This window comes from Halopseudomonas pachastrellae (genome assembly GCF_900114765.1).
GTDB classification, from domain to species: domain Bacteria; phylum Pseudomonadota; class Gammaproteobacteria; order Pseudomonadales; family Pseudomonadaceae; genus Halopseudomonas; species Halopseudomonas pachastrellae.
In genome coordinates this window covers 24,209-45,575 of the sequence record NZ_FOUD01000003.1, presented here as the reverse complement: position 1 = coordinate 45,575, position 21,367 = coordinate 24,209, and the positions used below count along the sequence as shown (strand labels likewise).

At 60.5% G+C, this 21,367-nt stretch carries 20 protein-coding genes; 16 read left to right on the top strand and 4 right to left on the bottom strand.

The window, feature by feature from the left end:
* The first annotated feature begins 71 nt into the window (after positions 1-71).
* Complete coding sequence (mnmE, locus tag BM116_RS02985) at positions 72-1,442, top strand: tRNA uridine-5-carboxymethylaminomethyl(34) synthesis GTPase MnmE (RefSeq protein ID WP_083728491.1); 1,371 nt, start codon at positions 72-74, stop codon at positions 1,440-1,442.
* Here mnmE and BM116_RS02980 read toward each other — a convergent pair whose 3' ends face one another.
* The 4 genes from BM116_RS02980 to codB form a co-directional block, all read right to left on the bottom strand.
* On the bottom strand, positions 1,443-2,777 hold the full coding sequence (locus BM116_RS02980) for an MFS transporter (protein WP_083728490.1): 1,335 nt from the start codon (positions 2,775-2,777) through the stop codon (positions 1,443-1,445).
* A gap of 85 nt (positions 2,778-2,862) precedes the next feature.
* Complete coding sequence (gene codA, locus BM116_RS02975; protein ID WP_083728489.1) at positions 2,863-4,119, bottom strand: cytosine deaminase; 1,257 nt, start codon at positions 4,117-4,119, stop codon at positions 2,863-2,865.
* The gene (locus BM116_RS18780) at positions 4,116-4,859 is read right to left on the bottom strand and encodes a PucR family transcriptional regulator (protein ID WP_169847304.1); all 744 of its coding nucleotides are present in this window, start codon (positions 4,857-4,859) and stop codon (positions 4,116-4,118) included. The genes codA and BM116_RS18780 overlap by 4 nt, the downstream gene beginning before the upstream one ends.
* Positions 4,856-6,139: a cytosine permease gene (gene codB, locus BM116_RS02965; protein ID WP_083728488.1), complete on the bottom strand. Its 1,284-nt coding sequence runs from the start codon at positions 6,137-6,139 to the stop codon at positions 4,856-4,858. Before codB ends, BM116_RS18780 begins: the two co-directional genes overlap by 4 nt.
* A gap of 605 nt (positions 6,140-6,744) precedes the next feature.
* Between codB and mnmG the strand changes: the two genes are divergently transcribed.
* From mnmG to cfaB, 15 genes are all read left to right on the top strand, one after another.
* Positions 6,745-8,643 carry a tRNA uridine-5-carboxymethylaminomethyl(34) synthesis enzyme MnmG gene (mnmG, locus tag BM116_RS02960; protein WP_083728487.1) on the top strand — a complete coding sequence of 633 codons (1,899 nt, stop codon included), beginning with the start codon at positions 6,745-6,747 and terminating at the stop codon, positions 8,641-8,643.
* Positions 8,640-9,284: a 16S rRNA (guanine(527)-N(7))-methyltransferase RsmG gene (gene rsmG, locus BM116_RS02955; RefSeq protein WP_083728486.1), complete on the top strand. Its 645-nt coding sequence runs from the start codon at positions 8,640-8,642 to the stop codon at positions 9,282-9,284. The genes mnmG and rsmG overlap by 4 nt, the downstream gene beginning before the upstream one ends.
* Before the next feature lie 17 nt (positions 9,285-9,301).
* Entirely contained in the window at positions 9,302-10,105 is an 804-nt protein-coding gene (locus tag BM116_RS02950; RefSeq protein WP_083728485.1) for a ParA family protein, read from the top strand.
* Positions 10,106-10,122: 17 nt separating this feature from the next.
* Entirely contained in the window at positions 10,123-10,983 is an 861-nt protein-coding gene (locus BM116_RS02945; RefSeq protein ID WP_083728484.1) for a ParB/RepB/Spo0J family partition protein, read from the top strand.
* A gap of 353 nt (positions 10,984-11,336) precedes the next feature.
* Entirely contained in the window at positions 11,337-11,735 is a 399-nt protein-coding gene (locus BM116_RS02940) for a F0F1 ATP synthase subunit I (RefSeq protein WP_083728483.1), read from the top strand.
* A gap of 17 nt (positions 11,736-11,752) precedes the next feature.
* A complete protein-coding gene (atpB, locus tag BM116_RS02935) occupies positions 11,753-12,628 on the top strand; it encodes a F0F1 ATP synthase subunit A (RefSeq protein ID WP_083728482.1) in 876 nt (291 codons plus the stop codon).
* A gap of 70 nt (positions 12,629-12,698) precedes the next feature.
* Positions 12,699-12,953, top strand: a complete 255-nt coding sequence (gene atpE, locus BM116_RS02930; RefSeq protein ID WP_083728481.1) for a F0F1 ATP synthase subunit C — start codon at positions 12,699-12,701, stop codon at positions 12,951-12,953.
* Positions 12,954-13,016: 63 nt separating this feature from the next.
* Entirely contained in the window at positions 13,017-13,487 is a 471-nt protein-coding gene (locus BM116_RS02925) for a F0F1 ATP synthase subunit B (protein ID WP_083728480.1), read from the top strand.
* A gap of 11 nt (positions 13,488-13,498) precedes the next feature.
* Positions 13,499-14,035, top strand: coding sequence for a F0F1 ATP synthase subunit delta (locus tag BM116_RS02920; RefSeq protein ID WP_083728479.1), 537 nt, complete (start codon positions 13,499-13,501; stop codon positions 14,033-14,035).
* A 29-nt stretch (positions 14,036-14,064) separates the two neighbouring features.
* Complete coding sequence (atpA, locus tag BM116_RS02915; RefSeq protein ID WP_083728478.1) at positions 14,065-15,609, top strand: F0F1 ATP synthase subunit alpha; 1,545 nt, start codon at positions 14,065-14,067, stop codon at positions 15,607-15,609.
* Positions 15,610-15,685: 76 nt separating this feature from the next.
* Positions 15,686-16,549 (top strand): F0F1 ATP synthase subunit gamma, encoded by an 864-nt coding sequence (gene atpG, locus BM116_RS02910; protein WP_083728477.1) that lies wholly within the window; start codon positions 15,686-15,688, stop codon positions 16,547-16,549.
* Between the two features lie 50 nt (positions 16,550-16,599).
* Positions 16,600-17,976 carry a F0F1 ATP synthase subunit beta gene (gene atpD / locus BM116_RS02905; protein ID WP_083728476.1) on the top strand — a complete coding sequence of 459 codons (1,377 nt, stop codon included), beginning with the start codon at positions 16,600-16,602 and terminating at the stop codon, positions 17,974-17,976.
* Between the two features lie 42 nt (positions 17,977-18,018).
* Positions 18,019-18,462 carry a F0F1 ATP synthase subunit epsilon gene (locus tag BM116_RS02900; protein WP_083728475.1) on the top strand — a complete coding sequence of 148 codons (444 nt, stop codon included), beginning with the start codon at positions 18,019-18,021 and terminating at the stop codon, positions 18,460-18,462.
* Positions 18,463-18,682: 220 nt separating this feature from the next.
* Positions 18,683-20,044: a bifunctional UDP-N-acetylglucosamine diphosphorylase/glucosamine-1-phosphate N-acetyltransferase GlmU gene (glmU, locus tag BM116_RS02895; protein ID WP_090474970.1), complete on the top strand. Its 1,362-nt coding sequence runs from the start codon at positions 18,683-18,685 to the stop codon at positions 20,042-20,044.
* A gap of 54 nt (positions 20,045-20,098) precedes the next feature.
* On the top strand, positions 20,099-21,283 hold the full coding sequence (gene cfaB, locus BM116_RS02890; RefSeq protein WP_083729095.1) for a C17 cyclopropane fatty acid synthase CfaB: 1,185 nt from the start codon (positions 20,099-20,101) through the stop codon (positions 21,281-21,283).
* Positions 21,284-21,367 lie beyond the last annotated feature (84 nt).

The following is a 21,367-nucleotide window of genomic DNA, read 5'->3' as shown; positions in this document are numbered from 1 at the left end:
TCCTGCTCACCGCCAGTCAAACGCCCCGTTCGCGGGGCGTTTTGCTATCCACAGAAAACATCGGAGCCGCCATGAGCACGCCCTATCACGCCGATACCATTGCCGCCCTCGCCACGGCCCCCGGGCAGGGCGGGGTAGGCATCATTCGTGTGTCGGGCCCGGCGGCGCACTCCATCGCCCAGCAGATTGCCCGGCGTGAACCGCGGCCGCGCTACGCCCATTACGGCCCGTTTTTCTCCGGTGAGCAGACCCTGGATGAAGGCATCACGCTGTTTTTTCCGGGGCCGCATTCCTTTACCGGCGAAGACGTGCTGGAGCTGCAGGGCCACGGTGGCCCGGTAGTGATGGATCTGCTGCTCAAGGCCTGCCTGGCCGCCGGTGCCCGTCAGGCCCGCCCGGGCGAGTTCAGCGAACGTGCCTTCCTCAATGACAAGCTGGACCTGGCCCAGGCCGAGGCCATTGCCGATCTGATCGAGGCCAGCTCCGAGCAGGCCGCGCGCAACGCCCTGAATTCCCTGCAAGGGGTGTTTTCCCAGCGCGTACGCGCGCTGACCGAATCGCTGATTGCCCTGCGTATCTATGTTGAGGCGGCGATCGACTTCCCGGAGGAAGAGATCGACTTTCTCGCCGACGGCCACGTACTGTCCCAGCTACAGGCGGTGCAGGGCGAACTGACCCAGGTACAGCGCCAGGCCGGGCAGGGTGCATTGCTGCGCGACGGTATGAACGTGGTGATTGCCGGGCGTCCCAACGCTGGCAAATCGAGTCTGCTCAACGCCCTGGCCGGGCGGGAAAGCGCCATTGTTACCGACATTGCCGGTACCACCCGGGACATCCTGCGCGAACACATCCACATCGATGGTATGCCGCTGCACATCATTGATACCGCAGGCCTGCGTGACACCGATGATCAGGTGGAGCAAATTGGCGTGCAGCGCGCCATGGCGGCCATCGGCGAGGCAGATCGCATTTTGCTGATGGTCGACGCCAGCCAACCCGAAGCCAAAAATCCCGAGCTGCTCTGGCCGGAATTTCTCGAGCAGCGGCCCGACCCGGCCAAGGTTACGCTGATATATAACAAGGTCGACGTTACCGGTGAACCGGTAGCACAGGACACCGCAGCCGATGGCTCGGTTGTGTTGCACCTGTCAGCCAGGCAGGGCGAGGGCATCGACCTGCTGCGTGAACACCTGAAGGCCTGCATGGGCTTTGAGCAGACCGGCGAAAGCCTGTTCAGCGCCCGCCGCCGCCACCTCGAAGCGCTGGAGGAAGCAGCTGACTACCTGCAGCACGGCTTTGATCAACTGACCCTGATGGGCGCCGGCGAGCTGCTGGCCGAAGACCTGCGCATGGCCCAGCAGGCACTCGGCAAAATCACCGGCGAGTTTTCCGCCGATGATCTGCTGGGGCGGATCTTCTCCAGCTTCTGCATTGGCAAATAGTCAGGGCAGCGCCTGACGCATCCGCCAACTGCTGACTACCGCCGCCATCACCGCAAAGGTGCTGGCCACCAGCAGCGCAACATGGGTGCCGTTATCCGCAAACAGGTTGAACATCAGTGCCACCAGCGCGGCACCGCAGGTCTGGCCGACCAGCCGAGCGGTGCTGAGCATGCCGCTGGCGCCGCCGCTGCGGTGCAGGGGGGCGGCGGTGATGATGGTGTGATTGTTGGGCGACTGGAACAACCCGAAACCGGCGCCGCAGAGCATCATCCAGGCCAGTATCAAGCCAAATCCGGGGCTATCGGGCAGGCTGGCCAGCCCCCACAGCCCGCCGGCAAACAGCAGCATGCCGATGCCACCGAGCAAGCCGGCGTGGTAGCGCTCCAGCAGTCTTCCTGCCAGTGGCGCAGTAAACATGGTTGCCAGCGGCCAGGGCGTCATCAGCAGACCAGTCTGAATAGCATTAAGGCCCAACGCATGCTGAAAGTAGAACGGGATGGAGACCATCGCCAGCATCTGCGCGGTAAAGGCGCTGATTGAGCTGCAGATAGACAGGGCAAAGATGGGAATACGCAGCAAATCCACCGGCAGCAACGGCATACTGCGGCTCAGTTGACGGCGCACAAACAGCCAGCCCAGCGGCAGCCCGATCGCAACCGGCAGCAGCAGCCACCAACCGCCATGCCCCTGGGCAAAGCCGGTCACCGCCAGAAAGAAACAGCCCAGCGTAAGGACGTTCAGCGCGGCGCTGGGCAAGTCAAAACGCTGGCTAGGCGCACCCTCGTTGGCTGGCAGAAAGCGCCACCCCATCAGCAGGGCCAGTACGCCGACCGGGGCACTGACAGCAAACAGCCAGGGCCAACTGGCGAGAGACAAGATAGCAGCTGCCACACTGGGCCCGGCGGCCGCCGCCACCGACACAATCAGGGTATTGAGTGCTACGCCGCGGCCGAGTCGCGCACGCGGATAAATCAGCCGGGTCAGTGCACCGTTGACACTCATCACCGCCGCCGCGCCCAGCCCTTGCAGCATGCGCGCCAACGTCAGCTCCAGCAGCGAGTCACTCAGGGCACAGAGCACCGACATGCTGGCAAAGATCGCCAAGCCGATCAGGTAAACGCGCCGATAGCTCCACAGGTCGCCAAGCGAGGCCAGTGGCAGCAGGCTGACGGCAATAACCAGTTGATAGGCGTTGACCACCCAGATAGAGCCGGCTGCACTGGCGCCCAGATCGGCGCCGATGGTTGGCAGCGCAACATTGGCAATCATGCCGTCGAGCACAGCCATGGTTACGCCCAGTGCGATCGCGATGATCGCACCGACGCGTTGGGGCATGGGGACGCCGTCATGGGTTGCTGGGGGCAAAGCGGGCCTCTGAATGACAGAACCGGCCGGTCACCTTAGCACAGCAGCGCTAGCCTCAGGACCACCCGGCAACCTCATGCACCGGCGCTTCGCGCTGCACCAGGCAACGCCCGTCGCGGATCGAGGCCAACACTGGCGACTGGTTTAACAACACCTCGTAGGGTGTAGCGCCGTTTACCACCATGCAGCGCGCCGGGTTGCCAACGGCAATACCGTAGCTGTTCAGGTTAAGCGCGGCCGCGCCGTTGTCGGTCACGATCTCCAACGCGGTCTCAATGCGTTCCATCCCCAGCATATGGCAGGCGTGCAGACCAACATCCAGGGTACGCAGCAGGTTACCGTTGCCCATCGGATACCAGGGGTCGCGGATCGAGTCCTGGCCAAAGCAAACCTTGAGGCCGGCATCGAGCAACTCCGGTACTCGGGTAATACCGCGACGTTTGGGGTATCCATCAAAACGCCCCTGCAAATGCAGGTTTTCGGTGGGCAGGGCAACAAAGTTCAGGCCAGACTTGCCCAACAGGCGGAACAGACGGCTGCAATAGGCATCCTCGTAGGAGTGCATGGCACAGGTGTGGCTGGCGGTTACCCGGCTGCCGTAGTCACGGCTCAGTGCTTCGGCGGCAAGCACTTCGAGAAAGCGCGATTGCGGATCGTCAATCTCATCGCAATGCACATCCACCAGGCAGTCATGGCGCTCAGCCAGGTCCATCAGCCACTTGACCGACTCCACGCCGTAGTCGCGGGTGAACTCAAAGTGCGGGATGCCGCCGATCACATCGGCGCCAATAGCCACCGCCTCGGTCATTAGCTCCTTACCGCCCGGAAAGGACAGAATCCCCTCCTGCGGAAAAGCGACAATCTGCAGGTCGACAAACTCACGCACCCGCTCGCGCACTTCAACCATCGCACGCAGCGCAGTCAGCTGCGGGTCGGTTACATCCACGTGGGTGCGCACGTACTGGATACCGTGCGCGGCAAACAGCTTGAGCGTCTGTTCGGCGCGGCTCACCACATCATCACGGCTCAGCATGGCCTTGCGCTCACCCCAGCATTCAATGCCTTCAAACAGGGTGCCGCTCTGGTTCCAGCGCGGCTCACCGGCGGTCAGTGCGGCGTCCAGGTGAATGTGCGGCTCAACAAAAGGTGGCAGCAGCAGATTGCCGCCGGCATCCAGCTCGTCCGCCGCCGCGCTCTGGCTGGCAGCTTGGGCATCGATGGCAGTGAAGCGACCATCAGCCATGGCGACGCGATACAGACCGGGGCGACCGGCCAGGCGGGCATTGACGATGGCAGTGAGGGGCAGGGTCATGGGTATTCTCCAGAATCAGGGCTTTGGCACAACAGGTGCGCCAGAATCAGGTTATTCAGATCGGCTGGTCTGCGTGGGTCCAGACCGGTAGCGCGAAACAGCTTGTTCAGCCGGTAACGCACGGAATTACGGTGACTGCCAAGGCTCGCGGCGGCCGCACTGAGGTTGCCGCCATGCTGTAGCCAGGCGGCCAGGGTGGGGCTAAGTTCATGCAGCAACGCTTGATGCTCGGCAAACCAGGGGGCAATAAAGGCCTCGCGCTCAGGTAGCGAGCCCAGGCGCAGCTGCAAGCGCTGCAGCAGATGGTCGGCCTGATCTTCTGCAGCACGCGCGGCCAACTGTTCGCGAGCGATAATGGCGCGGCTGATAACTTCGGTCACCGTCACCATAGGCAGCGAATAGGGTTGCTCCAACAGGGGCAACTGCAATGCATCGGCGCGTTTCAGCAGCGCGGCCGGTAACTGACCGATATAGGCATCACCGGTCAGGATCACCAGACCAGCTACCCCGGTCGCGGCGCCCTCGTGCACCAGTTCAAACAGGTTATCCAGACTGTGATGTCGACCGATACCCGTGATGAACACCAGCTCGCCGCCCTTGATCCAGGGCGTGAACGAGCGGTTTTCCGCCACATAGGGCCAACGCACTCGACGTCTGGCGCCGGTTCGACCGGCGCGCAGACGAATGGCCCCCAGACCCGGCAGGTCCGGGATATCGGCTGTACACAGCAGCTCACTCATGCGCGGCTGGACAGCGCAGCGCGGCGTTCACGTACCGGGTTGATCAGTAGCGCCAGTACCGCATACGCCAGGGCAGCGGTCAGCACACCCACCAGCGGCGCGACCCAGTTTGAGGTGTAGGCAACCAGCGAGCCGATGGCGTAGGCACTCAGCCCCACCCAGTTGAAAGCCGGCAGGGCAGTGGTCGCCAGATCACCGTAGCGCCCGCGCCAGGTCACCAGATAGTTGGCCATGATCACGCCACCCAACGGTGGGATAAAGGTACCCAGCAGAATCAGGAAGGGGATCAGCCAATCGTACATACCCAGTACGGCCAGCAGGGTACCAATGGCGGCACCAACCACGGTGACGGTACGGCGACGCTCGGTGCGCAGCAGGTTGCAGCCGGCCACAGCAAAGTTGTAGACGGTGTTGTCCTGGGTGGTCCACAGGTTAAGGAACAGCATCAGCACACCCAGGGTAGCCAGGCCCTGCGCCACCATGATGTCGACGATATCGGCCTGCTGGTACACCAGCGCGCCAAAGGCGCCGACCAGAGTCATCAAACCATTACCAACGAAGAAAGCGGCCAGGGTTGCGATAACCGCAGCCTTGCCGGACTTGGCAAAGCGCGTCCAGTTGGTGGCCTGGGTACCGCCGCTGACAAAGGTGCCGAACACCAGGGTAATGGCCGCCGCCACGCTCATCTCGGCGCTCGGGTCGATCGCAGACAGCCCAGCCAGACCGCCAGCATCGGAGCCGGCAATGCCCAGGCTGACGGCAATCAGAATGATCATCGCAGGCACTGCGACCCGCGACAGCAGGTCGAGCCCGCGATAGCCAATAAAGGCGCTGATGCAAAAGCCAAAGCCGAACAGCACCATCAGCGGCAGGGTCAGGCTTTCCGGCAGGCCGGTCATTTTCACCAGCAGCAGCGCCATGGTGGCGGTGCCCCAGGCGTACCAGCCGATCTGGGTAAAGCCGAGAATAAAGTCGGACAGCTTGCTGCCCACATCGCCAAAGGCATAACGGCTCATCAGCGCGGTGTTCAGGCCCGAGCGGGCAGCGATAAAGCCCAGTCCTGCAGCATAGGCGCCCAACAGCAGGTTACCAATCAGCAAAATCCACAGCAGGGTGGAGAACTCGAAGGCAGCCCCAACACTGCCACCGGCCCACATGGTGGCGCTGAAAAAGGTAAAACCCAGCAGGACGAAACTCATTGACCACATGCTCTTGCGCGCATGGGTCGGCACCGGGCTCAGGGGGTAATCCTGATCGGCGCTGTCTTGTATTTCACTCATGACATTGTCTCCGGTTGGCAGCGGTGCATCCACGACGGTGGATACCTGTCCGGGCTAGAGCAACCAGCGTGCCAGCAGGCCCGATAGCGCCGGTAGAGACAGCTGGAGCAGGGCGCATATTGTGCAGACTGCACAATTACTCATAAACACTGCCCCATTATAAGGCGTATACCGGTGAGAAAACGGATGGGGCAGCAACCGATAAGCGCTTGCTGAACCCTGTGGAAAACTGCCCCCCAACCCGGTCGATAACCCGGAGGACAAGCCTGGGCATAACCCGCCTGTGGATAACCCGGCCTTTCATCCACAGGATGCACCACTGCCTGCCCACCTCTAACTGACCGTTTTTTCACAACCTTTCTTTTTTCACAAAGCTATGAAAATAAAGGGGTTTACAGGGTTTTCCACAGGACAGGGCGGCCCTATTAACATTAACTTATTCAGTCTTTTTATATATTTTCATCTTTATTCTTTTTAACTCTTTGCCGGGAGAGAAAAGCCGGTTGTACAAAAAATGGTCAGCACGGCTGCAATTTTCTCCCCTTGGCCCTATAATCAGCCCCTTTTTTCTGTGCCGGGGGTACGCCCGGCAAACGAGGTGACAGGTGGACTTTCCCAGCCGTTTTGACGTCATTGTGGTCGGTGGTGGCCATGCCGGTACCGAAGCTGCGCTCGCAGCCGCGCGTATGGGCGTGAAGACCCTGCTGCTCAGTCACAACGTCGAGACGCTGGGACAGATGAGCTGCAACCCCGCTATCGGCGGTATCGGTAAGAGCCACCTGGTGAAAGAGATCGATGCGCTGGGCGGCGCCATGGCGCTGGCGACCGACAAAGCCGGTATCCAGTTTCGCGTGCTCAACAGCCGTAAGGGCCCGGCGGTACGGGCAACCCGCGCCCAGGCTGACCGTGTGCTGTACAAGGCCGCCATCCGTCACATGCTGGAAAACCAGCCCAATCTGTGGATTTTCCAGCAGGCCTGCGATGACCTGATCGTTGAGCAAGAGCAGGTGCGTGGCGTCGTTACCCAGATGGGCCTGCGTTTTCTCGCCGACAACGTGGTGCTGACCACCGGTACCTTCCTCGGCGGGCTGATTCATATCGGCCTGGACAACTACTCCGGCGGCCGCGCCGGTGATCCGCCGGCCATTGCCCTGGCAAAACGATTACGTGAGTTACCCCTGCGGGTTGATCGCCTGAAGACCGGCACTCCGCCGCGTATCGACGGACGCAGTGTCGATTTCAGCCAGATGACCGTGCAGCCAGGCGATACACCGATTCCGGTGATGTCGTTCATGGGCAGCGCCGAGCTGCACCCCGAGCAGGTCAACTGCTTCATCACGCACACCAATGAGCGCACGCACGACATCATCCGCGAGAACCTCGACCGCTCCCCCATGTATTCCGGGGTCATCGAGGGCATCGGGCCGCGCTACTGCCCCTCGATCGAAGACAAGATTCACCGCTTTGCCGACAAGCAGAGTCACCAGGTGTTTATCGAGCCCGAGGGGCTGACCACCCACGAGCTGTATCCCAACGGTATCTCCACCTCGCTGCCGTTCGACGTGCAGCTGCAGATCGTGCAGTCGATCAAGGGCATGGAAAACGCGCACATCCTGCGCCCGGGCTATGCCATCGAATACGATTACTTCAACCCGCAGGACCTGAAGTACTCGCTGGAAACCAAGGTGATCGACGGCCTGTTCTTTGCCGGTCAGATCAACGGCACTACCGGCTACGAAGAGGCCGGCGCTCAGGGCCTGCTGGCCGGTCTGAATGCCGCGCGCCGTGCGCAGGAGCTGGACGCCTGGTGTCCGCGCCGCGATGAAGCTTACATCGGGGTACTGGTCGACGACCTGATCACCATGGGCACCCGCGAGCCCTATCGCATGTTTACCTCGCGTGCCGAATACCGCCTGGTACTGCGTGAAGACAACGCCGATCTGCGCCTGACCGAACAGGGCCGCGAGCTGGGGCTGGTCGACGATGCGCGCTGGGCGGCGTTCAATGCCAAGCGCGAAGCCATCGAGCAGGAAACCCAGCGTCTGCGCAGCACCTGGGTGCAGCCGGGCAGTGCCCAAGGCCAGGCCTACAGCGCCCAGTACGGCACGCCACTGACCCACGAGTACAGCCTGCTTGATTTGCTGCGCCGCCCGGAAGTGGAATACAGCGCGCTGGTCGCCCTGACCGGCGGCAGCGATGTGCAGGCCGATGCGGCCGAGCAGGTCGAGATTCAGGCCAAGTACGCCGGTTATATCGAGCGTCAGCAGGAAGAGATCGATCGCCTGCGCCAACACGAGCAGACGCGTCTGCCGGACGATCTGGACTACGCCAGCCTGAACGGTCTGTCCAACGAGATTCGCGGCAAGCTGGCTGATGTGCGGCCGGAGACGCTGGGGCAGGCCTCGCGTATCCCGGGCGTGACCCCGGCGGCGGTCAGTCTGTTGCTGATTCACCTGAAAAAACGCAATGCCCTGGGTAGCGGCAGTCTGGCCAAGGAGGCATGAGCGCGATGGGGCAACACGCAATCGAGCTGGCGCACGGTGCGCGGCTGTTAGGCATCGACCTGACCGAAGATCAGCAAGGCCAGTTGCTGGCCTACCTGACGCTGCTGAACAAGTGGAACAAGGCCTACAACCTCACCGCGGTGCGCAACCCGGACGAGATGGTCAGCCGCCACCTGCTCGACAGCCTGAGCATCCTGCCCTACATCCAGGGCGAGCGCTGGCTTGATGTTGGCAGCGGTGGCGGCATGCCCGGCGTGATGCTGGCGATCATGTTTCCGGCCCGCCGTTTTACCCTGCTCGACAGCAATGGCAAGAAGACCCGCTTTCTGACCCAGGTGAAAACCGAGCTGGGGCTGACCAATCTTGAGGTGATCAACAGCCGCGTCGAGGCGTTCAACGTCGAGCAGCCGTTTGACGGCATCACCTCGCGGGCCTTTGCCTCGCTCGCCGATTTCACTCACCTGACGCGTCACCTGGGCAGCCCGGATACCCGCTGGCTGGCCATGAAGGGCGTGTATCCGGAGGACGAACTGGCCGCCATGCCGGTCGACTTCCAGCTCGAGAGCAGTGCACAATTGCAGGTTCCCGGTTGCGTCGGCAGCCGCCATCTGTTGATACTGCGACGGATGAATCAGGGCTGAGATCAAGGGGGTCATACGTGGGCAAGGTGCTGGCAATTGCCAACCAGAAAGGCGGTGTGGGAAAGACCACCACCACGATCAATCTCGCCGCCTCGCTGGCCGCAACCAAGCGTAAGGTGCTGCTGATTGATCTCGACCCCCAGGGCAACGCGACCATGGGCAGCGGTATCGACAAGGCCAACCTGGACAACTCGGTGTACGAGCTGCTGACCGGGCAGTGCGAGTTTGCCGATGCGGTCTGCCGCTCGGAGTACGGCGGCTACGATCTGCTGCCCGCCAACGGCGACCTGACCGCCGCCGAAGTCGAGCTGATCAACATCAAGATGAAAGAGAGCCGCCTGCGCTACGCGCTGGTCAACGCCCGCGAGCATTACGACTTCATCCTGATCGACTGTCCGCCGTCGCTGAACATGCTGACCGTCAACGGCCTGGTCGCCGCTGATGGAGTGATCATTCCGATGCAGTGCGAGTATTACGCGCTGGAAGGTCTGTCCGCGCTGGTCAACACCATCAGCCGGATCAGCTCGGTGCTTAATCCGAGCCTGCAGATTGAAGGTCTTCTGCGCACCATGTACGACCCGCGCAACAGCCTGACGCTGGATGTATCCGCCCAGCTCAGCGCGCATTTTGGCGACAAGCTCTACCAGACCGTGATTCCGCGCAACGTGCGTCTGGCCGAGGCGCCCAGCTTCGGTATGCCCGCGCTGGCGTATGACAAGCAGTCGCGTGGCGCTGTTGCCTACCTGGCGCTCGCCGGCGAGGTGGTACGTCGCAGCAAGCAGGCAGCCAAGGCGGCTGCCGTTACCGATTTGAACGATTGACGACAAGGACAACGAGCATGGCGGGCAAGAAGCGCGGCTTGGGACGGGGACTGGACGCACTGCTGAGTGCAGGCGCCGGCGCGGCCAGCGAGAACGACAGCCAGGATCAGGTGCTCAAGGAGCTGCCGGTAGATCTGGTCCAGCGCGGCAAGTATCAGCCCCGCCGGGACATGGACCCGCAGGCGCTGGAGGAACTGGCCGAGTCGATTCGTGCCCAGGGCGTGATGCAGCCCATCGTTGTGCGCCCGATCAGCGAAGGCCGCTACGAGATCATCGCCGGTGAGCGCCGTTGGCGCGCCAGTCAGTTGGCCGGCCTGGACAGCATTCCGGCGGTGATCCGCGAAGTGCCGGATGAAGCCGCCATCGCCATGGCGCTGATCGAGAACATTCAGCGCGAAGACCTCAACCCGATCGAAGAAGCCATCGCCCTGCAGCGGCTGCAGCAGGAGTTCGAGCTGACCCAGCAGCAGGTGGCCGATGCCGTTGGCAAATCACGGGTCAGCATCACCAACCTGCTGCGCCTGATGAGCCTGCCCGAAGACGTCAAGCTGATGCTTGAGCGCGGCGATCTGGAGATGGGCCATGCCCGCGCATTGCTCGGTCTACCGGCCGAGCAGCAAACCACCGCCGCACGCCAGGTGGTCGCCAAGGGGCTGACCGTTCGTCAGACCGAAGCGCTGGTTCGCCAGTGGCTGAATCCCCGAAGGGATGCGACACAACAGCGCACCAACCCGGATGTGGAGCGTCTGCAACAGGACCTGGGGGAGCGTCTGGGCGCCGATGTGAAGCTGCTGCATGGTGCCCGCGGCAAGGGCCGTTTGGTCATCAGCTACAGCTCGCTTGACGAGCTTGATGGCATTCTCGAGCACATCCGCTAAGCTCTTGCGAGCGCGCAAGTGGCGTCATTGCTGGCTTGGCGAGGCGCCGCCAATTATTACAAAAGATGACCGTCAGGCGGCTTGATTGGCGTTTTGACCACAACATGTAGTGCCTGATTCCAAGGCACAACCAAAGCAGCCGGGGATGCCGCGCAGATCAGGCAGCATGCGCCCTCGCGCCATGTAGTGCCGCGCCTGTTTGGTTGCTACTGGCAGGGCTAACACATATAATCACCGGCGCTTTAGGGGGCGGCCACACGAATCCCCGCGCCGGGTGCGCGCGCAGCAAGGTGGCCGAACAGCCCGGTAATTTGTTTCACGCATGCACCACCGGCAGGGGTGAACGAGTACAGATGACGACAATGAAGACCAATGCCATTCGTCGTCCCCCGCTGCTCAAGTGGTTCGCGTTTCAGGCTGTTGTTGTGGTGTTGATGGGGGCGCTTTTCTGGATTAAAAGCCCCGTGGCGGCATACTCCGCCCTGGTGGGAGGCCTTATTTTCCTCCTGCCCAATGTGTATTTCGCGCTCAAGGCTTTCAGGTACACCGGGGCGCGCGCTGCAAAGCAGATAATGGATTCTTTTTACAAGGGTGAGGCCGGCAAGCTCATCCTTTGCGCCGTCCTCTTTGCGGTGGCGTTCAAAAGTATTAAGCCGATTGATGTATCGGCACTGTTTCTTACATTTGCGATCATGCTGGTCACGAACTGGCTAACACCTGCGGTAATGGGTGGAAAAACGCAGCACAGCTAAAGGACCTGAGGAACGTTATGGCAGGCGCTACCGCATCAGATTATATTAAGCACCACCTTCAGAACCTGACCTACGGGAAACTCCCGGCCGGTTACGAGCGTGCCGATGGTACCGTTCTGAGTCAGGACACCTGGACCATGGCTCACGGCGCTCAGGAAGCGTCCGATATGGGCTTCATGGCTATTCACGTAGACACCATCGGCTGGTCTCTGTTCCTCGGTGCACTGTTTTTGTTCTTCTTCCGCATGGCTGCCAAGAAAGCCACCTCCGGTGTCCCCGGCGGCCTGCAGAACTTCGTTGAAATGATGGTCGAGTTCGTCGATCAGAGCGTCAAGGAAACCTTCCACGGTCGCAACAAGGTGATTGCTCCGCTGTCACTGACCATCTTCTGCTGGGTCTTCCTGATGAACCTCATGGACCTGGTACCCGTCGACTTCCTGCCGCAGCTGTTCCACATGGCCGGCGTCGAATACATGAAGGTCGTACCCACTACCGACGTCAACGCCACCCTGGGCATGTCCCTGTCGGTGTTTGCGCTGATCATCTTCTACAGCATCAAGGTCAAGGGCATTGGCGGCTTCGTTGGTGAGCTGACCCTGCACCCCTTCTCCTCCAGCAATATTTTCCTGAAGGTCCTCCTGATTCCGGTCAACCTGCTGCTCGAAGGCGTCAGCCTGCTGGCCAAACCGGTCTCTCTCGCCCTGCGTCTGTTCGGTAACCTGTACGCCGGCGAGCTGATCTTCATCCTGATCGCTCTGCTGCCCTTCTGGGCTCAGTGGGCTCTGTCCGTGCCGTGGGCTATCTTCCACATTCTGATCATCACGCTGCAGGCATTCATCTTCATGATGCTGACCATCGTGTACCTCAGCATGGCGCACGAAGACAGTCACTGATCAGGCGATGACGATTTAGTTCTACCCGAAAACCCATAACTTGCAATTAACTGAAAACTGGGAGCTTTAAATGGAAACTGTAGTTGGAATGACCGCGATTGCCGTAGCACTGCTGATTGGCCTGGGCGCACTGGGCACTGCAATTGGCTTTGGTATCCTGGGTGGCAAATTCCTGGAAGGCGCTGCGCGTCAGCCTGAAATGATCCCCGCTCTGCAGGTGAAAATGTTCATCGTCGCCGGTCTGCTCGACGCCGTAACCATGATCGGTGTTGGTATCGCTCTGTTCTTCACCTTTGCCAACCCCTTCATTGCCCAAGTTGCTTAATGCAGTCGCCGGTAACGGCGACTCCAACTTGATGGTTTTGAATAACAGGCAAGAGGTGAAGACGTGAACATCAATTTGACGATACTCGGTCAAGCGATCGCGTTCTTCATCTTCGTGGTGTTCTGCATGAAGTATGTGTGGCCTCCGGTCATCGCTGCTCTGCAGGAGCGCCAGAAGAAGATCGCAGACGGCCTTGCAGCCTCTGATCGCGCCGCCAAGGACCTGGAACTGACACAAGAGAAGTCAGCCCAGGAACTGCGTCAGGCAAAAGAGCAGGCCGCAGCACTGATTGAGCAAGCTAACAAGCGCGCCAACCAGATTGTTGAAGGCTCCAAAGAAGACGCTCGCAAAGAAGGCGAGAAAATTCTGGCTCAGGCCCAGGCGGAAATCGAACAGCAGCGCATCAAGGCCAGAGACGCTCTGCGCGCCGAAATCGCTGCTATCGCAGTGGCTGGCGCCGAGAAGATTCTGGAAACTTCTGTCGACGCTGACAAGCACGGTGACATGCTGAACAAGCTGGTAGCCGAACTCTAAGCGAGGTCATCATGGCAGAACTGATTACGCTGGCCCGCCCCTACGCCAAAGCGGCATTTGAGCGGGCAAAAGCCCAACAGGCCCTGGCCGAATGGGCCGAGGTGCTGAACGCTGCTGGCCAGGTGGCCGCAGACGAGGCAACTCGCCAGCTGCTGACCGATCCGGGTCTGGCGGAACAGAAGAAAGCCGAGGTCATCCTCGAGTGCACCGGTCAATCGGTGTCCGAGGAGCAACGCAACTTTCTGATGATCCTCGCCGATAACCGCAGGCTTGCCCTGCTGCCCGAGATCGCGACGCTATTCAACAGCTTCCGAGCTGAACTTGAGCGCACCATCGACATCAACGTCAGTTCGGCCTTCGAGCTGACTGACGCACAGCAGCAGCAGCTCGCTCAGGCGCTGTCCAAAAAGCTCGATCGCAATGTGCGCATCGATGCGACCTTGGACAAGTCACTGATTGGTGGACTGGTTGTTCGCACCGGCGACCTGGTCATCGACGCCTCCGTGCGCGGAAAGCTGACCAAACTGGCCGAGTCGTTGGGCTCCTGATTTCAGCATAAGGTTTTGAGGATAAAGGCATGCAACAACTGAATCCATCAGAGATCAGTGACATCATCAAGAAGCGGATCGAGCAGCTCGATATCTCTTCTCAAGCACGCAACGAAGGTACGATTCTTTCCGTATCTGACGGTATCGTGCGGATTCACGGTCTCGCCGATGTAATGTACGGGGAAATGCTCGAGTTTCCCGAAGGCGTCTTTGGTATGGCACTCAACCTGGAGCAAGACTCCGTTGGTGCGGTAATCCTGGGCGACTACCTGGGTCTGGCCGAAGGCATGACCGTCAAGTGCACCGGCCGCATCCTGGAAGTGCCGGTTGGTCCGGAATTGCTGGGTCGCGTTGTCAACGCACTGGGCGCTCCGATCGACGGCAAAGGCGACATCAACGCCAACGCTACCGACGCAGTTGAAAAAGTTGCGCCGGGCGTGATCTGGCGTAAGTCGGTCGACCAGCCCATCCAGACTGGCTACAAGGCCGTCGACGCGATGGTTCCGGTAGGTCGTGGTCAGCGTGAGCTGATCATCGGCGACCGCCAGACTGGTAAGACCGCCATGGCCGTTGACGCCATCATCAACCAGAAAGGTTCCGGCGTTAAGTGTGTCTACGTCGCTGTTGGTCAGAAGCAATCGACCATCGCCAACGTGGTACGCAAGCTGGAAGAGCACGATGCCATGGGTCACACCGTGATCGTTGCCGCTTCTGCTTCTGACCCGGCTGCCCTGCAGTTCCTGGCTCCCTACGCCGGCTGCACCATGGGTGAATACTTCCGCGACCGCGGCGAAGACGCTCTGATCATCTATGATGACCTGTCCAAGCAAGCCGTTGCCTACCGTCAGATCTCCCTGCTGCTGCGCCGCCCGCCGGGCCGTGAAGCTTACCCGGGCGACGTGTTCTATCTCCACAGCCGTCTGCTGGAGCGCGCTTCCCGCGTTTCCGAAGAGTACGTCGAGAAGTTCACCAACGGTGCCGTAACTGGCAAGACTGGCTCGCTGACCGCTCTGCCGATCATCGAAACCCAGGCTGGTGACGTATCCGCGTTTGTACCGACCAACGTGATTTCCATCACCGACGGTCAGATCTTCCTGGAATCCAACCTGTTCAACTCGGGTGTCCGTCCGGCCGTTAACGCCGGTGTGTCGGTATCCCGTGTAGGTGGTGCTGCTCAGACCAAGATCATCAAGAAACTGTCCGGTGGTATCCGTACTGCACTGGCACAGTACCGTGAGCTGGCTGCATTCGCCCAGTTCGCTTCTGATCTGGACGAAGCCACCCGTAAGCAGCTGGAGCACGGTCAGCGTGTTACCGAGCTGATGAAACAGGACCAGTACGCGCCGATGTCCATCGCCGAGATGGGTGTCAGCCTGTTCGCAGCCGAGAAGGGCTTCCTGTCCGACGTCGAGCAGAACAAGGTCGGTGCTTTCGAGAAAGCCATGATTGCCTACTTCAAATCTGAGCACGCAGACCTGCTGGCCAAGATCAATGAAAAGGGCGATTACAACGACGATATCGAAGCAGGCATCAAAGCCGGCATCGAGAAGTTCAAGGCGACCCAGAGCTGGTAAGCCGACGGCGGGGCGCAGCGTGAGCTGAGCCCCGCTTCGCGCGATCCGGCCAAGGGCAAACCTGGAAAGGTGTGACATGGCAGGCGCAAAAGAGATTCGCGGCAAGATCGCGAGTATTAAAAGTACGCAGAAGATCACCAGCGCCATGGAAAAGGTGGCGGTCAGCAAGATGCGCAAGGCACAACAGCGCATGACGGCCAGCCGCCCGTACGCTGAGCGTATCCAGCAGGTGATCGGTCATCTGGCCAACGCCAACCCCGAGTACCGTCACGCGTTCATGCAAGAGCGTGAAGTCAAGCGTGTCGGTTACATCGTGGTGAGCACGGATCGCGGTCTGTGCGGCGGCTTGAACACTAACCTGTTCAAGGCTCTGGTCAACAGCATGAAAGAATGGCGTGACCGTAACGTCGAAACCGAACTCTGTGTTATCGGCAGCAAGGGCGCTTCCTTCTTCCGTAGCTACGGCGGCAATGTTGTCGCGGCGATCAGCAACCTGGGCGAAAAGCCCGCGTTGAACGACCTGATCGGCAGCGTCAAGGTAATGCTGGACGGCTACAACGAAGGACGCATCGACCGTCTGTATCTGGTCTCCAACGGCTTCGTCAATACCATGGTTCAGCAGCCCAAAGTGGAACAGATGATTCCGCTGGTGCCCTCCGAAGACGAAGGCGCACAGAAAGGCAGCTGGGACTATCTGTACGAGCCCGATGCCCGGGAACTGCTTGATGGACTGCTGGTGCGGTACATCGAGTCCCAGGTCTACCAGGCTGTGGTCGAAAACAATGCCTGTGAACAGGCAGCCCGGATGATCGCGATGAAGAACGCGACTGACAACGCCGGTGAGCTCATCAACAATCTGCAGCTCATCTACAACAAGGCTCGTCAGGCAGCGATCACGCAGGAAATTTCGGAAATCGTCGGCGGCGCCGCCGCGGTTTGAGGCGACCCGGTTTAACCGGAACGGTTTCAACCATTTAGAGGAACCAACAAATGAGTAGCGGACGTATCGTTCAAATCATCGGCGCCGTCATCGACGTGGAATTCCCGCGTGAAGACGTGCCGAAGGTGTATGACGCGCTGCAGGTGACCGATCAGGGCCTGACCCTGGAAGTCCAGCAGCAACTGGGTGATGGCATCGTACGTACCATCGCCATGGGTACCACCGAAGGTGTCAAGCGCGGTCTGACCGTGTCTAACACCGGTGCAGCCATCTCCGTGCCGGTCGGGGTCAAGACCCTGGGCCGTATCATGGACGTGCTGGGTAACCCGATTGACGAAGCTGGCCCGATTGGCGAAGAAGAGCGCTGGGGTATCCACCGCGCCGCTCCGAGCTACGACGAGCAAGCTGGCTCCAACGAGCTGCTGGAAACCGGCATCAAGGTTATCGACCTGGTTTGCCCGTTTGCCAAGGGCGGTAAGGTTGGTCTGTTCGGTGGTGCCGGTGTAGGCAAGACCGTAAACATGATGGAGCTGATCCGTAACATCGCGATCGAGCACAGCGGTTACTCTGTATTCGCCGGTGTGGGTGAGCGTACTCGTGAAGGTAACGACTTCTATCACGAGATGAAGGACTCCAACGTACTGGACAAGGTAGCCCTGGTATACGGCCAGATGAACGAGCCGCCGGGTAACCGCCTGCGCGTTGCACTGACCGGCCTGACCATGGCCGAGAAGTTCCGTGACGAAGGTCGTGACGTTCTGCTGTTCATCGACAACATCTACCGTTACACCCTGGCCGGTACCGAAGTATCCGCACTGCTGGGTCGTATGCCGTCTGCGGTAGGTTACCAGCCGACGCTGGCTGAAGAGATGGGCGTTCTGCAGGAGCGTATTACCTCCACCAAGACCGGTTCCATCACCTCCATTCAGGCCGTATACGTTCCCGCGGACGACCTGACTGACCCGTCTCCGGCAACTACCTTCGCTCACCTTGATGCGACCGTAGTACTGTCCCGTGACATCGCGTCTCTGGGTATCTACCCGGCTGTAGACCCGCTGGATTCCACCTCTCGTCAGCTGGATCCGCTGGTTATCGGTCAAGAGCACTACGACGTAGCTCGTGGCGTTCAGTATGTTCTGCAGCGCTACAAAGAGCTGAAGGACATCATCGCGATTCTGGGTATGGACGAGCTGTCTGAAGAAGACAAGCAACTGGTAGCCCGTGCTCGTAAGATCCAGCGCTTCCTGTCCCAGCCGTTCTTCGTTGCTGAAGTATTTACCGGTGCACCCGGCAAGTACGTCCCGCTGAAAGAAACCATTCGTGCCTTCGGCGGCATCCTCAAGGGTGAGTTCGACCACCTGCCTGAGCAGGCCTTCTACATGGTTGGTACCATCGACGAAGCGATCGAGAAAGCGAAGAAACTGTAATGGGTGCGCCCCCGCAAGGGGGCGCTGAACCGAGGCGATACAATGGCTATGACAGTGCACTGCGATATCGTAAGCGCGGAAGAAGAGCTGTTCTCAGGTCTGGTTGAACGCGTCATTGCACACGGCAACCTGGGTGATCTGGGCATCATGCCTGGTCACGCGCCGCTGCTGACCGACCTCAAGCCGGGCCCCATTCGGGTGATCAAACAGGACGGTGGCGAAGAGGTGTTCTACATCTCTGGCGGCTTCCTAGAAGTTCAGCCGAGCGTGGTCAAGGTGCTTGCCGACACGGCTATCCGTGCTGGTGACATTGATGAGGCAGCTGCTCTGGAAGCAAAGAAAGCCGCTGAAAGCGCTCTCAACGAGAAAGGTGCAGAATTCGACTATGGTTCGGCTTCTGCTCGTCTCGCCGAGGCGGCGGCCCAATTGCGGACCGTGCAGGAACTGCGCAAGAAGTACGGCGGACCGGCGCTTAATAACCGGTAAGGCCAGCGGCAAGCTACAAGCCGCAAGCTGCAAGAAGAACCGCTCGGTGCCAAGCCGCGCGGTTTTTTTTGTTTTCCGGTAGCTGTAAATATTCAAAGACACTTTACGGCGCTTCGCTCCGCCCCATCCTGACCAAGCTTGCAGCCAGTCACTCCATCCCCAGAAGCCTGCTCTGCTTTGCTAGAATGCGCGAACTTTTATTTTCCTACAGGACGTTTCCATGAATCTGCACGTTGTCATTCTTGCCGCCGGTCAAGGCACTCGCATGCGCTCCAAACTGCCCAAGGTTCTGCATCCGGTGGCAGGTAAGCCCATGTTGGGGCATGTGATTGACTGCGCTCGCAGTCTGTCGCCAACGCGGATTCATGTCGTGATTGGCCACGGTGCCGAGCTGGTGCGTGAACAACTGGCCGCCGAGGATATTCACTGGGTACTGCAGACCGAGCAATTGGGGACCGGTCATGCGGTGGCACAGGCCCTGCCGGGCACCGAGGGTGCTGATCAGGTGCTGGTGTTGTACGGCGACGTGCCTTTGTTGCGCGCCGAGACCTTGGCGCAGCTGAGCAGCCAGGCAGGTGCGCAGGCGCTGGGCATGCTGACCGTGACCCTGGCTGACCCGACGGGCTACGGCCGTATCCTGCGTAACGAGGCCGGCGAGGTCCAGGCGATTGTCGAGCAGAAAGATGCCAGCGCCGAGCAGCTGCGCATCCGCGAGGGCAACACCGGCATCATGGCGCTGCCTGGCAAGCATGCCGCCCGCTGGCTGGGCAGCCTGTCCAATCAGAACGCTCAGGGTGAGTACTATCTGACCGATGTCGTGGCCATGGCCGTCGCCGAGCAGATCCCGGTGGAGGTGGCGCACGCGGGCGACGAGTATGAGGTGTTGGGCGCCAACAACCGGGTGCAGCTGGCGGTGCTGGAGGCCGAGTACCGTCGTCGTCAGGCCGAGCGCCTGATGACCGAAGGCGTCAGCCTGGCCGACCCGGCGCGCATTGATGTGCGCGGCGATGTAAGCGTGGGACGCGATATCAGCATCGATATCAACGTGGTACTGGAAGGGCGGGTGGTGATCGAAGACGACGTGATCATCGAGTCCAACTGTGTGCTGCGTGATTGCCATATTGGCGCCGGCAGCCATATCAAGGCCTTCAGCCATATCGACGGGGCCGAGCTTGCGAGTGGCTGTGATGTGGGCCCTTATGCGCGCCTGCGGCCCGGCACGCGACTGCATGCGGGTGCCAAGATTGGTAACTTTGTCGAGACCAAGAAGGCTGATATCGGCGCAGGCGCCAAGGTTAACCACCTGTCTTATATCGGCGATGCGGTTGTCGGCCCGGACGTCAACATTGGCGCAGGCACTATTACCTGCAACTACGATGGCGCAAACAAGCACCTGACCACCATTGAGGAAGGTGCCTTTATCGGCACCAACACCGCGCTGGTAGCACCGGTAACTATCGGCGCGCGAGCCACCACCGCGGCGGGCTCGACCATCACCGCTAACGTGCCTGCAGACACCTTGGCCGTGAGTCGCGCACGCCAGCGCAACATCGACGGCTGGAAGCGTCCGACCAAGTCCTGAGGCCCGCCGCTTGGCTGTTCTATAGTGGGGTAAACATCTCATGGGGGAATAGCCATGCTTGCCCAACTGGCCAGCACCCTTGGTGCGTTGCAGCTGCCGCTGCGGATCAGCCTGCCCGATGGCGAATCGCTGGATCTAGCACAGTCACCCACGGTGGAGCTGCGGATACGCGATCCAGCCTTACTCGCCGAGTTGCAGCGACCGACGCTGGATGCACTCGGCGAGGCCTATATCGAAGAACGCCTGGATATCCACGGGCCGTTGCCGGATGCAATGGCCATTGCTGACCGGCTGAGTCAGTCGCTGGTGATCAATGCCCCCGGCGACCCGCCCGCAACCGCCCCCCATGACCGTCAGAGCGATGCTCAGGCGGTCGCTTACCACTACGATCTGTCCAACAGCTTTTATGCGCTCTGGCTCGACCCGGAGATGGTGTACTCGTGCGGCTATTTTCGCCATGCGGAAGATTCGCTGGCCCGCGCTCAGGTCCAAAAGCTTGATCACCTGTGTCGCAAGCTGCGTTTGCATCGGGGCGACTACCTGCTGGATGTGGGCTGCGGTTGGGGCGCCCTGGCGCGTCATGCTGCGCGGGAGTATGGCGTTCGCGTGCACGGCATCACGTTAAGCGAACAGCAGCTGGAGTTGGGAAACCAGCGGGTGCGGTCCCAGGGACTAGGCCAGCAGGTACGGCTGGAGCTGCGCGATTACCGCGATCTGCCGAGGAGTGAGCAATATGACAAGGTCGTCAGCGTTGGCATGTTTGAGCACGTCGGACACGCCAATCTGGATAACTACTTCCGAATCCTGGCCGAGCAGGTACGCCCGGGCGGGCTGGTACTCAATCACGGCATCACGGCCCGTCATGTCGATGGCAGGCCCGTAGGGCGCGGCGCCGGACGCTTTATTGGTCGCTATGTATTTCCTCACGGCGAGCTGCCGCACTTGGCGACAGCGGTTGGTAGCATGAGCGAGCAGGGCCTGGAGGTGGTCGATGTGGAGAGTCTGCGCCTGCACTATGCTCTCACTCTGCAGCACTGGAGCCGTAACCTGGAGGACCGTCTTGAGCAAGCAAGGGCGCTGGTCGGCGAGCGTAGCCTGCGAATATGGCGGATCTACCTGGCCGGATGCGCCTACGGATTTGCGCATAACTGGATGAACATTCATCAGGTGTTGGCGGTCAAGCCATTGCCTGGTGGTGGGCATCACCTGCCGTTGACTCGGGCGGACCTCTACACCTGATTTGGCTGCAACAGCATATAGCCGCGCCGTCCGGACGCTGATACATTTGATGCCAATTGGAATTCTGAACCGGAGCTGTTTTGT

Excerpts from the sequence above, each read along its gene's own strand:
- atpE (WP_083728481.1), top strand. The coding sequence starts at position 12,699 with ATGGAAACTGTAGTTGGAATGACCGCGATTGCCGTAGCACTGCTGATT.
- atpA (WP_083728478.1), top strand. The coding sequence starts at position 14,065 with ATGCAACAACTGAATCCATCAGAGATCAGTGACATCATCAAGAAGCGG.
- rsmG (WP_083728486.1), top strand. The coding sequence starts at position 8,640 with ATGAGCGCGATGGGGCAACACGCAATCGAGCTGGCGCACGGTGCGCGG.
- mnmE (WP_083728491.1), top strand. The coding sequence starts at position 72 with ATGAGCACGCCCTATCACGCCGATACCATTGCCGCCCTCGCCACGGCC.
- atpG (WP_083728477.1), top strand. The coding sequence starts at position 15,686 with ATGGCAGGCGCAAAAGAGATTCGCGGCAAGATCGCGAGTATTAAAAGT.
- BM116_RS02900 (WP_083728475.1), top strand. The coding sequence starts at position 18,019 with ATGGCTATGACAGTGCACTGCGATATCGTAAGCGCGGAAGAAGAGCTG.
- glmU (WP_090474970.1), top strand. The coding sequence starts at position 18,683 with ATGAATCTGCACGTTGTCATTCTTGCCGCCGGTCAAGGCACTCGCATG.
- BM116_RS02980 (WP_083728490.1), bottom strand. The coding sequence starts at position 2,777 with ATGCCCCAACGCGTCGGTGCGATCATCGCGATCGCACTGGGCGTAACC.
- BM116_RS02940 (WP_083728483.1), top strand. The coding sequence starts at position 11,337 with ATGACGACAATGAAGACCAATGCCATTCGTCGTCCCCCGCTGCTCAAG.
- codA (WP_083728489.1), bottom strand. The coding sequence starts at position 4,119 with ATGACCCTGCCCCTCACTGCCATCGTCAATGCCCGCCTGGCCGGTCGC.
- BM116_RS18780 (WP_169847304.1), bottom strand. The coding sequence starts at position 4,859 with ATGAGTGAGCTGCTGTGTACAGCCGATATCCCGGACCTGCCGGGTCTG.
- atpB (WP_083728482.1), top strand. The coding sequence starts at position 11,753 with ATGGCAGGCGCTACCGCATCAGATTATATTAAGCACCACCTTCAGAAC.
- atpD (WP_083728476.1), top strand. The coding sequence starts at position 16,600 with ATGAGTAGCGGACGTATCGTTCAAATCATCGGCGCCGTCATCGACGTG.
- cfaB (WP_083729095.1), top strand. The coding sequence starts at position 20,099 with ATGCTTGCCCAACTGGCCAGCACCCTTGGTGCGTTGCAGCTGCCGCTG.
- codB (WP_083728488.1), bottom strand. The coding sequence starts at position 6,139 with ATGAGTGAAATACAAGACAGCGCCGATCAGGATTACCCCCTGAGCCCG.
- BM116_RS02945 (WP_083728484.1), top strand. The coding sequence starts at position 10,123 with ATGGCGGGCAAGAAGCGCGGCTTGGGACGGGGACTGGACGCACTGCTG.
- BM116_RS02920 (WP_083728479.1), top strand. The coding sequence starts at position 13,499 with ATGGCAGAACTGATTACGCTGGCCCGCCCCTACGCCAAAGCGGCATTT.